Source organism: Fusobacterium sp. (assembly GCF_032477075.1).
In the GTDB taxonomy this organism is placed as follows: Bacteria; Fusobacteriota; Fusobacteriia; order Fusobacteriales; family Fusobacteriaceae; genus Fusobacterium_A.
The window spans coordinates 1-14,421 of record NZ_JAWDXO010000002.1; the positions used below are offsets into that span (position 1 = coordinate 1).

At 29.2% G+C, this 14,421-nt stretch carries 10 protein-coding genes and 1 pseudogene; 3 read left to right on the forward strand and 8 right to left on the reverse strand.

Annotated features, from left to right (window positions below; genetic code table 11):
• Window positions 1-1,624, reverse strand: a pseudogene (carB, locus tag E6771_RS01215) (carbamoyl-phosphate synthase large subunit); the annotation flags it as partial.
• Between the two features lie 24 nt (window positions 1,625-1,648).
• The gene (locus E6771_RS01220; RefSeq protein WP_316089043.1) at window positions 1,649-2,701 is read right to left on the reverse strand and encodes a carbamoyl phosphate synthase small subunit; all 1,053 of its coding nucleotides are present in this window, start codon (window positions 2,699-2,701) and stop codon (window positions 1,649-1,651) included.
• A gap of 390 nt (window positions 2,702-3,091) precedes the next feature.
• On the opposite strand from E6771_RS01220, the gene E6771_RS01225 reads away from it, so the two are divergent.
• A complete protein-coding gene (locus tag E6771_RS01225; protein ID WP_316089045.1) occupies window positions 3,092-3,475 on the forward strand; it encodes a GrdX family protein in 384 nt (127 codons plus the stop codon).
• 17 nt (window positions 3,476-3,492) lie between these two features.
• Window positions 3,493-4,164 (forward strand): hypothetical protein, encoded by a 672-nt coding sequence (locus E6771_RS01230; RefSeq protein ID WP_316089047.1) that lies wholly within the window; start codon window positions 3,493-3,495, stop codon window positions 4,162-4,164.
• Between the two features lie 58 nt (window positions 4,165-4,222).
• Here E6771_RS01230 and E6771_RS01235 read toward each other — a convergent pair whose 3' ends face one another.
• Window positions 4,223-6,685, reverse strand: coding sequence for an AMP-binding protein (locus E6771_RS01235; protein WP_316089048.1), 2,463 nt, complete (start codon window positions 6,683-6,685; stop codon window positions 4,223-4,225).
• Between the two features lie 604 nt (window positions 6,686-7,289).
• On the opposite strand from E6771_RS01235, the gene E6771_RS01240 reads away from it, so the two are divergent.
• Complete coding sequence (locus E6771_RS01240; RefSeq protein WP_316089050.1) at window positions 7,290-8,483, forward strand: coenzyme F420-0:L-glutamate ligase; 1,194 nt, start codon at window positions 7,290-7,292, stop codon at window positions 8,481-8,483.
• A gap of 74 nt (window positions 8,484-8,557) precedes the next feature.
• On the opposite strand, the gene E6771_RS01245 is transcribed toward E6771_RS01240, so the two are convergent.
• From E6771_RS01245 to ggt, 5 genes are all read right to left on the reverse strand, one after another.
• Complete coding sequence (locus E6771_RS01245) at window positions 8,558-11,056, reverse strand: AMP-binding protein (RefSeq protein ID WP_316089052.1); 2,499 nt, start codon at window positions 11,054-11,056, stop codon at window positions 8,558-8,560.
• A gap of 26 nt (window positions 11,057-11,082) precedes the next feature.
• Window positions 11,083-11,229, reverse strand: a complete 147-nt coding sequence (locus E6771_RS01250) for a hypothetical protein (RefSeq protein WP_005951366.1) — start codon at window positions 11,227-11,229, stop codon at window positions 11,083-11,085.
• 12 nt (window positions 11,230-11,241) lie between these two features.
• A complete protein-coding gene (locus E6771_RS01255) occupies window positions 11,242-11,919 on the reverse strand; it encodes a response regulator transcription factor (RefSeq protein ID WP_316089055.1) in 678 nt (225 codons plus the stop codon).
• A gap of 12 nt (window positions 11,920-11,931) precedes the next feature.
• Complete coding sequence (gene trhA, locus E6771_RS01260) at window positions 11,932-12,561, reverse strand: PAQR family membrane homeostasis protein TrhA (protein ID WP_316089057.1); 630 nt, start codon at window positions 12,559-12,561, stop codon at window positions 11,932-11,934.
• A 244-nt stretch (window positions 12,562-12,805) separates the two neighbouring features.
• A complete protein-coding gene (gene ggt / locus E6771_RS01265) occupies window positions 12,806-14,413 on the reverse strand; it encodes a gamma-glutamyltransferase (protein ID WP_316089060.1) in 1,608 nt (535 codons plus the stop codon).
• Between the last annotated feature and the right edge of the window lie 8 nt (window positions 14,414-14,421).

A 14,421-nucleotide genomic window follows, 5' to 3' on the forward strand; every position in this document is an offset into this window, starting at 1 on the left:
GTTATTATTGATTATTATACTTTCTATTCCTAATTTCTTCAGTGTCTTTACTGCGTGGACTGTACAGTAGTCAAATTCTATCCCCTGACCTATTCTGATCGGTCCTGAACCTATTACTACAATTTTTCTTCTGTCAGATACTTCTACTTCATCATACTGATCATATGTTGAATAATAATATGAAGATGATGCCTTGAACTCTCCAGCACAAGTGTCTACCATTTTATATACTGGCTCTATGTGAAAATATTTTCTTTTTCTTTCAATATCTTTTTCAGTAACTCCCATTAAAGAAGCTATTCCTTTATCTGAGAATCCTTTCTTTTTAAGATTTCTTAAATATGTTTCATCTAAATTTTTAAATTCTGTATCTTTTAAAATTTCTTCCTGCTTAACAATCCATTCAATTTTTTCCATAAAGAATTTATCAATTCCTGTTATCTTTTGCAGTTTCTCTTTAATATATCCTCTTCTCAGCATTTCTGCCACTTGTTGCCATCATTTTTGTTCCAAGTTTTTTATCAGCTTTTTTGAATTTATCAAATGGCCATTTAGGTATTTTTACAACTATATAATCAAGAGCAGGTTCAAAGCAGGCAAAAGTTTTTCCAGTTACTTCATTCTTTACTTCATCTAGCAGATATCCCAATGATAATCTTGTTGCTACTCTTGCTATTGGATATCCTGTTGCTTTAGAAGCCAGTGCTGACGATCTTGATACTCTTGGATTAATCTCTATTATTGCATATTCAAATGACTTTGGATGGAGAGAAAATTGTACATTGCATCCTCCAATAACCCCTATTTCATTTACTATTTTAATAGCAGAAGTCCTAAGCATTTGATACTCTCTATCAGATAAAGTTTGAGAAGGGGCAACAACTATTGAATCCCCTGTATGAATCCCTACTGGATCAATATTTTCCATATTACATACTGTAATACAGTTTCCATCTTTATCTCTTATTACTTCATATTCAATTTCTTTCCATCCTAAAATGGATTTCTCAATAAGAACCTGCCCTACTCTTGATAAAGCTAACCCTTTCATAAGTATGTCTTCAAGTTCTTTAGGATTATATGCAAATCCACCACCAGTTCCTCCAAGTGTATATGCAGGTCTTACAACTACTGGATATCCTATTTCTCTTGCTACTTTGAATCCATCTTCAAGATTTTCCACTATTTTACTTTGAATAACAGGTTCACTTATTTTTTCCATAGCTTCTCTAAATAGCTCTCTGTCTTCTCCTCTTTTTATAGATTCAATAGGTGTTCCTATTACTTTTACTTCATACTTTTCAAGAATACCTTTTTCAGATAACTCTACAGCCATATTTAATGCCGTCTGCCCTCCCATTCCTGCAAGAATAGAGTCAGGTCTTTCCTTAGCTATCACCTTTTCTACGAAATCTGCAGTAATTGGTTCAATATATATTCTGTCAGCTACTGCTTTATCTGTCATTATTGTTGCTGGATTAGAATTGATAAGTACAACTTCTATTCCCTCTTTTTTCAGTGTTTCACAAGCTTGAGTTCCTGAATAGTCAAACTCTGCTGCCTGTCCTATTATAATTGGTCCTGAACCTATTACTAATGTTTTCTTTATAGACTTATCTAGCATTTTATTCCTCCCTCAAACTTTAAATTAACCTTCTATAACTTGTAAGAAATCATCAAATAAATAATCAGAATCAGATGGCCCAGGCCAAGCCTCTGGATGGTACTGTACACACATTATTCTCAATTCACTGCTTTTCATTCCTTCAATAGAATTATCATTCAGGTTTATATGAGTCACTTTCATAGCTTCTGGTACATTATCTACAACATAACCATGATTTTGTGATGTTATGAATATTTTATTCTTCTCTAAGTCTTTAACTGGATGGTTGCATCCTCTATGACCATATTTTAACTTAGTTGTTGATCCCCCTAATGCCCATGCTAAAAGCTGATGTCCTAAACATATTGCAATTATAGGAAGTTTCCCTATTATCTTTTTTATTTCATTTATTACTCCAGTAAGATCTGCTGGATCTCCAGGTCCATTTGAAAGAAACAATCCATCAAGATCATACTTCATTATCTCTTCAGCAGTTGTATTCCAAGGGAAAACTACCATATGGCAGTTTCTTTTCTTAAAGCTCCTAAGAATATTTCTTTTGATTCCAAAATCCATTACTCCAATTCTTTTTCCTGTACCTGATATTTCATAAATTTCTTTTGTACTTACTCTGCTTACAGCATCTTTATTATAAAATCTTTCAAAATGTTTATCTATTTCTTTTTGAGTAAGATCCTGAGAAGTGATTATAGCTTTCATAGCTCCTTCTTCTCTTATTATTTTTGTAAGTTGCCTTGTATCTACACCTTTAAATGCTATAACTTTGTTTTGTCTTAAAAAACCATCCAAAGTCATTTCACATCTGAAATTATTTGGAAGTTTTGCATCTTCTTTAATAACGAACCCTTTTAAATTTATTTTAGAAGATTCCATATCATCTAAATTTATTCCATAATTCCCTATCATGGGATATGTCATCACTACTATCTGTCCATAATAAGAAGGATCTGTTAAAAGTTCCTGATATCCTGTCATACCTGTATTAAAAACAAGTTCTCCAACAGTTTCACCTAACTCTCCAAAAATTTTTCCTTCAAAACTCATACCATTTTCAAGAATAAGCTTCCCTTTCATTTGACCTCCTATAATTTAAAAGTTTTTCTAAAAAAAAAGATATAACATCTTGTCATATCCTTTTTTAAGATAAATATATATGAATTAATTTTAAAGACAATATTCCTATAAAAATTTTAAAAATAAATGTAAAAGAATTGAAAATAGAATAATTTATCTGCTTTAATAATAAAATTTTTATTCCTTCCATTCTTTTACCTCCTTTTTTACTAAAAGTAAGTATATCTATTTTTTCAAATTATGTCAAGAATTTTTTAATAATACCTATTTTAATTTTTTTACTTTTTTGTTTATATGTTCTTTATAAAATATAAAAATAATATAATTTTTTTAGCTTCTTGTATTGACTATTGTTCATTTATGTGATAATAAAATAGCGGGAGGTGTATCATGGATTTTATAATTATAACTAATAACAATAAAGTTTATAATTTTTACAAAGAAACAAATGATGTTTTTTATTTTCAAAAAAAAGATTTCTTAGATCTTTTAGAGATAGTGAAAGAAGAAATATATAAAGGTCATAAACTTCTTTCTGACCCTATCATGTATAATCTAGAAAATTCTGAGAATCCATATAAGTCTATTGCTGTTTCTAAAAATATTTTTTCAGACAATGGAACTCAGAAAAAATTAATAGATGGAGTAATCAGTATAGCTAAAAAAATTCCAAACAGAAAAAACTTTTCTGAATTTTCTGAAAATATTTTAGAAGAATTCAGATTTATTGATTTAAATCTCTTAACTGATGGAACTAAATCTTTTAGTTATTAATTATTCGGAGGTGGACTGTGGTTCAATTTTATTTTAAAAGAATTCTTGAAAAAATAAATTTTAATTTCATTCCTGTTTTTAGTTTGGAAGATGATTCTATTTATGGTTACAAAATCATAAAAGATTTTTCTATAATAGGATTTAATGATAAAGATCTTATGTATCAAATGGCTTTTGAAGATGATACATTTGAAACTCTAGTTTTAAAACTTCTTGAAAAATCATTTCAAATGGCCATTGAAAACAATTATAATGACAAGAAGCTTTTTTATACTCTAAGATTGAATTATGTCCTAGACAATAGTATATTCTTTGATAGAATTCATACATTGATATCCTCTCTCAAATTTAATGAAAATAATATTATTTTTGATATAAAAGGAATAACAGATTGGGAAAAATTTTACAAAGAAACTAAAAATTGTAATTTTAAATATCTTAAACTCAATAAAGAAGATAGAGGTATACCAATAAATTTAAATGTAGTTGCTCAGGAAAAACCAGAACTTATTGAAATTAGAGATATTCAAAATTTTTTACTCATAAAAGAATATATAGATAATAACATCAAAATAATTTTTAATACAAATACTGACCTTTCTTTAACAAAAGAAGAATTAAAAAAAATAGGAGTAGACTACTATTATTATTTTAATAAAAATAAACAATTTGATGAAACTGAATTATAAAATAAAAGAACCTGATTCAAATACTATACTTTAGTAATTGTTAAATCAGGTTTTTTAGCTATTTTTTATCTTCTATCCAATGTTCAAGGTTTTCTTTTGTTTTCTCTACGATTTCATCATAAGTTAATTTTTCTGGTAAAATTCTATTAAAGAACTTAATTTTTATTTTAGAAGCTTTAGGAAACTTCTTATTAGCTGGAAATGCTTCAAAAGCTCCTTTTATTCCAAATGGAATAACTGGTATATTCATTTCCTTAGCTAAAATAGCAAATGCTTTTTTAAATTCCAGCATCTTTCCATCTCTTGTTCTTGCTCCTTCTGGAAATATAACAACACTTTTACCACTTCTCAATACTTTAGCCATTGTCTGAAGTACTTCTCCAAGATTTTTATTAATATCCACAAGAATAACATTTGAATTTTCCCCAAGTTTTCTCATATACCCTTTAGAAAAATGCTTTACTTTTGCAAGATAATATATATTTTTAAGTAATCTTGTTGGAACTGAATGGTTAAATATAAAAGCATCTAAAAAACTTTGATGATTTCCAGCATAAATAACTGGCTCTGATGTCAGATTTTCCAACCCACTTTTTTGTATTCTTAAATATAACTTAAAAGGAAGCCATGTAAAAAATTTCCCAATTATTGTTATTATATTTGATTTAGGTAAATCAGCCTCTACATCTTTATTTAAATAATCTTTCCAATTAATTTCTTCTATCTTTTCATCACTTCTATTTTCTTTTACAAATTCAGCTAGTTTTTCTACAGTTGAATTATCAAGAATTATATTCTCTGCTCCTTTCACTCCAAAATTACTCTCTAAATAAGTCAAGAGCTCTACCATATCTAAAGAATCCATTCCTAAATCAAGTTCTATATGAGCTGTTGGAGATACTGGTTTATTTTTAGCTTTTATTAAATAATCTTTTATAAAAATGTACTCTTCATACTTTGGTTCTTCTATTTGAAGACTTTCTGTCTCCCTCTTCTTTAACATATCAGATATCATAAATCTTCTTATTTTACCTATTTTGGTTTTAGGCATTTCTTCCTGCACAATTCTTATATCAAGTATTTTTCTATAGTTTGGTACTTTTCCATTGTATGAATCAATGACTCCCCATTTTAATGTTTCTTTTATATTAGTTACTTTTTCATCATATATTTTTTGAAAGTTAGGATATATAACTGCTGTAAGCACAGAATCTATTTCTGCTATAACTATTTCTTGAATGAGATTTGTTTTATTCATTATTTGTTGTTCTATCTCAATTGGATTAATATTTTTTCCATTTGATAAAACAATCATTTCTTTTTTTCTTCCAGTTACATATAGGAAATCATCTTTTATTTCACCTAAATCTCCTGTATGTATCCATCCCTCACTATCAATTGTTTCAGCAGTTTCTTCTGGCTTATTGTAATATCCTTTCATTACATTTCTGCCTCTAGCAACAATCTCTCCATCAGCTGCTATTTTTGCTTCTATTCCTGGAAGTATTCTTCCTGCTGATCCTGGTCTTATCTCATTTAATGGTGTAAATGAAATCATTGGAGAAGTTTCAGTCATTCCATATCCTTCACACACTTTTAATCCAAGTGTAAGAAAATCTCTTGAAACTCTTGGATCAAGTTTCGACCCCCCTGATACAAAAAATCTTACATTTCCTCCAAAATTATCGTGTACCTTTTTAAATACTTTCTTACTAAAAGATATACTGTCTATTTTTTCACATAATTTAAAAATAAATTTAGTTATTTTTCCTGCATTTATTTTCTCCATTATCTTTTGATGAAGCATTTCCCATAGTCTTGGTACTCCTATCATCATGGTTACTTTATAAGTCTGAAAAGCATCTATCATAGCCTGAGAAGACATTTCTTTAAGAAATATAATTGTAGCTCCTTTAGCTAAAGGAACAACTCCTGATCCCAACAATGGAAATATATGATGCATTGGAAGAAGTGCTAGAACAATGTCCTCTTTAATAAACATTTTATATTTATCTAATCCTTCTATATTAACAAGTATATTATCAAATTTCAACATTACTCCCTTAGGTTTTCCAGTAGTTCCTGAAGTATACAACATTAAGGCTATATCTTCTGGTTCTGGTGAATTGAGAATAAGTTCATCTGTTATTTCATAATCTTTAACATCGTCTACAATTACTATTTCTAAATCTTTTCCAACTATCTCTAAAGCTTTTTTTACATTTGAAAGATTATTATGTGAAGTGTAAATATATTTTGAATCAGAATCTTCTATATAATAAACAAGTTCATCTCCTGATAAACTTGAATCAAGACATACACATGTTCCTGATTTGTCCCAAACTCCTAAAAATGAATAAAGAAATTCTGGTCTGTTTTCCATATAGATAATAACCCTGTCTTCCTTTTCTATCAAAACCTGTGAAGAAAAAATCTTAGCTTTTATTATCATTTCTTTGTAGCTTATATTTCTTCCTTCATATATTATTGCTGTCTTATTATAATCTTTTACAAATTCCAACTTATCCCCCTAAATATTTTAATCATTTAGTATAATTATAACATATTTTATAATTTTAGACAATTAAAACAGTACACCCATATATATTCTAAACATATGTTATTTCAATATTTAAAATCATTATTTTACTAAAAACACTGAATAATGAACTTATTCTTATTTCTTTTACATTTTTTAAATACTCTGGAATAAACACTTTTATTCCTTCTATATCTTTTATAATGTATTTTATCTCCCTTTGTGAAACATTAACTATATCTCTTATGAATTCACCCTGAATTACATCTTGGCAACCTGCTCATCCAAAGCTTTGTATCTCTTTTTTTAGAATTATTCCATTAAAATTATTTTTCTTCATATACTTCAAAACTTTTTCTTTTATTTCTATCAACTTTTTCTCCTTTCTAAAATTAATATTTTCTTAAATTTTATCATATTTTTGTATTAATTCAATATAAAGAATTTTTATAAAAAACATCATGTAAAAATTTTTTTTTATTTTTTAAATATATAAAATTTTATCTTCCAAATAAATGGTTTACATATTTTTAAATATGTATTATAATTAACTGTTAATACTTTAATAACTTTAAAGGAGAATGTGATGGGAAGACTAATTGGGACTATTTCTAGAGGACTTCGTGCACCTATTATTCATCAAGGTGATAAAATTGAAGATTTTGTGGTTGAAGCAGTACTAGCTGCTGTTGAAAGTGATGGTATTACACTGAGAAACAAGGACATTGTTGCTGTTACAGAATCTATTGTTGCCAGAGCTCAAGGAAATTATGCTACTACTGATAATATTGCAGCAGATATAAAAAATAAGTATGGAGATAATACTATTGGTATTATTTTTCCAATTTTAAGCCGTAACAGATTTTCTGTGTGCTTAAAAGGAATAGCTAAAGGAGCTAAAAAAATTGTTCTTATGTTCAGTTATCCATCTGATGAAGTTGGAAATCATTTCATTGATATGGAGCTTTTAGATGAAAAAGGAGTAAATCCTTGGAGCGATATTCTCAATGAGACTGAGTTTACTGAAAAATTTGGAAAACCTCTTCATGAATTTACTGGTGTAAATTATATTGAATATTATTCAGATTTAATTAAAGAACAAGGAATTGAGGTAGAAGTAATATTTGCTAATAATCCTACTGCTATTTTAAATTACACTGATTGCGTTCTAAATTGCGATATCCACACTCGTTTCAGAACTAGAAAATTATTAAAAAAAGCTGGAGCTAAAATAGTATTTGGTATGGATGAAATCCTTACTTCCTCTCTAAATGGAAGCGGATATAACGAAGATTACGGATTATTAGGTTCTAATAAAGCCACTGAAGATACTATAAAACTTTTCCCTCGTAATTGCGAAAGTACTGTTCTTGCTATTCAAAAAATGTTTTTAGATAAAACTGGAAAAGCTATTGAGGTAATGGTGTATGGAGATGGAGCATTTAAAGACCCAGTTGGAAAAATATGGGAACTTGCTGACCCTGTAGTTTCTCCTGGATATACTCCTGGTTTAGAAGGAACTCCTAATGAAATAAAATTAAAATATCTTGCTGATAATGATCTTGCTGGGCTTACTGGTGAAGAATTGACTAAAGCAGTTGCTGAGGCTATAAAAAATAAAAACTCTGATCTTAAAGGACAGATGATAACCCAAGGAACTACTCCTAGAAGACTTACAGATCTTATAGGTTCACTATGTGACCTTACTTCTGGAAGTGGAGATAAAGGAACTCCTATTGTTTTAATTCAAGGATATTTTGATAACTATACAGATAACTAATAATCATAAAATTAAAAGAGATCAGCTGAAAAGTTTTTTATCTTACAGCTAATCTCTTTTTTTGTTTTATTATTTTACTTTAACCATAACTCTATTTTATCCTTACTTTTTTCAACTATTTCTTCCACTGTCAATCCTTCTGGCATTACCTTATCAAAAAACTTTATAGATATTGGCATCATGTTAGGAAACCTTTGTCCATAAGGCATAGCTTCATATGCACCTTTTATTCCAAATGGAACAACTGGTATATTCAATTCTTTGGAAAGAATAGCAAAAGTCTTTTTAAAGTCCTGTATCTCTCCATCTCTTGTCCTTGCTCCTTCTGGAAATATAACGAGATTTTTACCTTCTTTTAGTACTTTTGCACTTACCTGCAAAGTTTCTTTCAGATTTTTATTTATATCTATAATAAGGACATTACCTCTGTCAGCTAAATATTTTCTTAAAGGTGAACCAAAATGTACTACTGTTCCAAGGTAATATGTATCTTTCATCTTAGCAGCTGGTATTGCTTGATTAAAGATAAGAGCATCCAAAAAACTTTGATGATTTCCAATATATATTGCTGACTCTGAAGGTATTTTATCCTGGCCTTCTTTTTTTAAACTAAAATAAATACTAAACATTGGTTTCAACAAGACTCTCATAAACTTTCCTACCCATGCTGATCTTGGAAGCTTTATATCTGTATCTTGATTGAGAATTGTTTTCCAGTCAACTTCATTTTCGCTAAATTTTCCACCTTTTTTTTTCACAAACTTAGCTATATCCAACACATTTTTTATATCAGTAAATTCTTCTTCTGTTATTTTAATTCCAAAACTCATTTCTATAAAAGATAATATTTCTACTATATCCAATGAGTCTAATCCTAAATCAAGTTCTAAATGAGCATCTGGTGTAACTTTTGTATTATAATTTTTTTCAATGTAATCTTTCAAAGTTTCATACTCAATTTTATATTCCCCTGGTACTATTATTTCTTTTTTCAATGTAACATTTGAATTTTCTTCATTACCATTTTCTATTACCTGTCCTTTCAGAAAATCATTAAGCATAAATCTTCTTACTTTCCCAAGTTTAGTTTTTGGAAGTTCATTTTTTACTATTTTTATTTCCAGTATTTTTCTATATTTAGGAGCTGTAACATTATATTTATCTATTATTTCCCATTTCAATGTTTCTTTTATATTAGTTATTTTTCTATGTTTTATTAAATCAAAATCAGGATATACAACTGCCATTAAATGATTATTATATTCCATGACAGCTATTTCTTTTATAATATCTGTTCCTTTAAATATTTCACTTTCTATATCACTTGGATTAATATTTTTTCCATTTGAAAGAACAATCATTTCTTTTTTTCTTCCAATAATAGTAAGATAGTTATTTTCTAGTTTACCCAGGTCACCTGTATGAAACCAGCCATTAACATCTATTACTTCAGCTGTTGCTTTAGGATTATTGTAATACCCTTTCATTACATTGGCACCCTTCACAAGTACTTCTCCATCTTCGGCTATTTGTACTTCTATATCTGGTATAAGTTCTCCTACTGTTCCAGGCTTTATTCTATGAGGATTATTGAATGAAATAATAGGAGAGGTCTCCGTAAGTCCATATCCTTCCATAAGTGGAAGTCCAAGAGTAAGATAATCTTTGGCTATTTGAGGATCTAGCTTAGCTCCACCTGATGCCATTACTCTCAATGAACCTCCCAATTCATCATTGACCTTTTTAAACACTAATCTGCTAAGTCTTTGACTGTTTATTTTTTGACATAACTTAAATAATTTCCTAATTATCCAATTTTTATTTATCTGCCCCATTATAGCTTTGTGTAACATTTCCCATATTCTTGGCACTCCAATTATTACAGTTATTTTGTAATCTTTTAAAGCTTTCTTCAAAGCCTCTGAAGACATTTCATCTAATATTACAACTAAAGTTCCAAAATACATGGTCATGAGCAGATTTATATTTAATGGAAATATATGATGATATGGCAGTATAGCAAGTATTCTATCAGTCTCATCTACCAGTTCTATCGCTTTTATAGCATTTATATTAGATAAAAGATTGGCATATGTAAGCATTACACCCTTGGGATTTCCAGTTGTTCCAGAAGTATATAGCAGTAAAGCTACATCCTCTGTATTATCTATATTTACCTCATAATCATCTGGTATAAAATTTTCTGGTACTATTATTTCATCTATATTTATTATTTCTATTTCTTTTCCATATTTTTCCTTAGCTTCTATTGCATTTTTATAATTTTTATTTGTTGCATAAATATATTGAGGCTCTGCATCTTCAAATACATAAAGAAGCTGTTCTGCAGTATAACTTGCATCCAATACAACCCCTATTCCCTTTGAATTCCATACTGAGAAAAGTGCTTCTATTATTTCAGGTCTATTTTCTATGTATACAACAACTTTATCATCTTTTTTTATCTTTAATAATGTAGAATAATACTTTATTCCTGTCAGCAGCTCTTTATATGAATATTCTCTATTCTTGTATATAATAGCAGCTTTTTTTCTGTCATGTAAAAAATTCATTATTGCCTCCTATTGTCAGAGATATTTTATAAATTATCAATCATCTCTTCCAATTGTTTTCTATCTTTATTATTTAAATCTATTCCAGATTTTAATTTTTTTAAAACTTCACTTTCTTGTGCACTCATGCTCTTTTCTAAAACTTTTATAAGCATTTTTACATAAAAATTCATACTCTTCTCCTTTTACCCTTTGAGGATATACCCTACTCCTCTTACTGTATATATTAATTTTTCTTTATATTCTCTGTCAATTTTGCTTCTTAAATGTGTCATATATACATCTACTATATTAGTATTGCTTGTAAAATTTATACTCCATATTTTTTCTTTTATCATTGTTCTGCTGAGAACAAGATTCTTATTTCTTACCAAATATTCAAGCAGAGAAAACTCTTTATATGTAAGTTCAATAAGTTTATCTCCTCTTTTAACCTCTCTGGTAAGAAAATCTATAGATAAATCCTTTATTGTAATTATATTATTTCCAGCAGCAAAAATTTTTGCAGTCCTTCTTATTATTGCTCGGATTCTTCCTAAGAGTTCTATAAAAGAAAATGGTTTAGTAATATAGTCATCAGCTCCTGCATCTAGAGCTTCTACTTTTTTCTCTATTTTATCTTCAGAAGATATAAATATTATCCCTGATTCACTATTTTCTTTTCTTATTTTTTCACAAAGTTCTATTCCAGTTTTATTCCCAATAACACTATCAAGTATTATAAGCTCATAATTTCCTGATACAGCATGATAATATGCTTCTTCCCAATCAGAACTATCCTCTACAGAATATCCTGCTTCTCTCAAACCTTTTTTCAAATATTTTTTTATATCTATATCTTTTTGTACTATAAGAATATTCATTTATTTCACCTTTTATATATGAATAATATTGTAAATAGAAAGATAATTAAGAACACTTCCTCCTATTACAAATATATGCCATATGAAATGAGCAAATTTAAGTTTCTTCATTGCATAAAATATTGTTCCTATTGTATATATAACTCCTCCTATTACAAGAAGATTTAGAGAAATTGGACTTAAAGAATTTTTTAAATCCTTAAATACAAAGACAACTATCCATCCCATAAGTATATATAATAAAGTGGAAAGAATTTTAAATCTTCCAACAAAGAATATTTTAAATATTATCCCTAAAAAAGTCAATCCCCATTGTATTGCAAAAAGAATCCATCTGCTTTTTCCTTCTAATACTGTAAGAAGATAAGGTGTATATGAAGCAGATATTAATATGTATATTGCTGAATGATCAAGTATTTTAAATACTTTTTTTGCCTTTCCTTCTTCAAGCAAATGATAAGTTCCTGACATAACATACATGAGAATAAGAGCTCCTCCAAATATAGCAGATCCCACTATATAATTTGGATACCCTGTTTTTACTGCATGTACTATCAATGAAACACATCCAGCTATTGCCATTCCTGCTCCTATATAATGAGTTATAAAGTTAAACTGTTCTTCTAATTTGTTGTAATCCATATTATTCAGCTCCTTTCAAAAATATAACCATCCTTTTTTCAAGTATTTTCTTTTTCTATATTATACCATATTTTAAATCCTGTTTTTCAAAATAAATAATCTCTAATATTTATATTTCATCTAATTTCTCTTCACAAATCAGGGGTCATATTTTTTTATTTTACATTATACCATAAAAAATATAAAAGGGGTATTGTTCTTTCAAACACTACCCCTAATACTCTTTTAATGTATTTTTTTCATACTAATATAAAGCAATATGTCCATCTGTTCTAGGTTCAGTTCCACCTACTAAAACCCCATTTTCCATTCTCCAGATGATCTCTCCTCTTCCCATCATTAATGGATCATATAAAACTTTTATTTCATGACCCATTGCTGCCAATTCGTATGCTATATGTTCTGCTACTCCATGTTCCAGTTCTATATTTTTCTTTCCTACCCACTGCCATCTTGGAGCATCTAAAGCTGCCTGTGGATTCATCAGAAAGTCCACTGTATTAGTTACTACCTGTACATGCCCCTGTGGCTGCATAAATCCTCCCATTACTCCAAATGGTCCTATAGCTTTTCCATCTTTTCCTAAAAATCCTGGTATTATTGTATGATATGGTTTCTTTCCTGGTCCTACACAGTTTGCACTTTCAAGATTTAGATTAAAGTTGTTTCCCCTGTTGTGAAGCCCTATTCCTGTTCCTGGAACTACCATTCCTGAACCAAATCCCATATAGTTGCTTTGAATATATGATATCATATTTCCTTCATTATCTGCTGCTGCTAGATATACTGTTCCTCCACTATATGGATCCCCTGCTTCTGGCATGATTGCTGTACTTCCTATCAGCTTTGCTCTGTCTTCTGCATATGCTTTTGACAATAACTGGTCAACTGTCACTTTCATAAATCTAGGGTCTGCTACATATTTTTGTACATCTACAAATGCAAGCTTCATTGCCTCTATCATTGTATGGTATGATCTCACTGTTTCCCTTGCCTCAAACTGGAATCTATCTAAGATGTTAAGCGCCATAAGAGCACTTATTCCATGTCCATTTGGTGGAAGTTCATAAACATCATATCCATGATACTTTACAGAAATGGGTTCTACCCATTCTGCTTCAAATTCTTCTAAATCTTCTTTTCTTATATATCCATTATATTTTTTTGAAAATGCATCTATTTTATCTGCTAATTCCCCCTTATAGAAAACATCTGCATATGTATCCCCTATCATCTCAAGAGTATCTGCATGATCTGGAAGTCTTACTACATCTCCTATTTCTGGGCATTTCCCATTTTTTGTGAAAGTTTCAAACCAGTATTTAAACTCTTCTCCACTTTCTTTTCCAAAATTCACAGCAGCTTTTCTCCATAGTTTAGCAACATTTACAGGAACAGCATATCCCTCTCTTGCTAATTTTACAGCTGGAGCAACAACTTCATTCAAAGGAAGTTTTCCAAACTTTTTACTTAACTCTGCCCAAGCTTTAGGTATTCCTGGTACAGTAACTGGAATAAAACCATATTTTGGCATTTCTTTTAATCCTTTATTCAGTAATTCCTGTGCTTCAAGAAGCTTTGGTGAAGGACCACTGGCATTAAGTCCATATATTTTATCTTTTATACTAAGGATGGCAAATCCATCTCCTCCTATACCATTACCTGTAGGTTCTACAACAGTAAGAGCTGCTGCAGTGGCAATAGCAGCATCTATTGCATTTCCTCCTTTTTTTAGTATTTCAAGTCCAGCTTGTGCAGCAAGTGGAGAACCAGTTGCTACCATACCATTTTTAGCGTACATTACGTTTCTTCTTGATGGATACGGATAAATAGTAGAATCAAATTTTAGCATTTTATTCC

Bases quoted from the DNA above. Each gene is read 5' to 3' on its own strand.
- E6771_RS01240 (WP_316089050.1), top strand. From the start codon at position 7,290: ATGGGAAGACTAATTGGGACTATTTCTAGAGGACTTCGTGCACCTATT.
- E6771_RS01245 (WP_316089052.1), bottom strand. From the start codon at position 11,056: ATGAATTTTTTACATGACAGAAAAAAAGCTGCTATTATATACAAGAAT.
- E6771_RS01250 (WP_005951366.1), bottom strand. From the start codon at position 11,229: ATGAATTTTTATGTAAAAATGCTTATAAAAGTTTTAGAAAAGAGCATG.
- E6771_RS01225 (WP_316089045.1), top strand. From the start codon at position 3,092: ATGGATTTTATAATTATAACTAATAACAATAAAGTTTATAATTTTTAC.
- ggt (WP_316089060.1), bottom strand. From the start codon at position 14,413: ATGCTAAAATTTGATTCTACTATTTATCCGTATCCATCAAGAAGAAAC.
- trhA (WP_316089057.1), bottom strand. From the start codon at position 12,561: ATGGATTACAACAAATTAGAAGAACAGTTTAACTTTATAACTCATTAT.
- E6771_RS01220 (WP_316089043.1), bottom strand. From the start codon at position 2,701: ATGAAAGGGAAGCTTATTCTTGAAAATGGTATGAGTTTTGAAGGAAAA.
- E6771_RS01255 (WP_316089055.1), bottom strand. From the start codon at position 11,919: ATGAATATTCTTATAGTACAAAAAGATATAGATATAAAAAAATATTTG.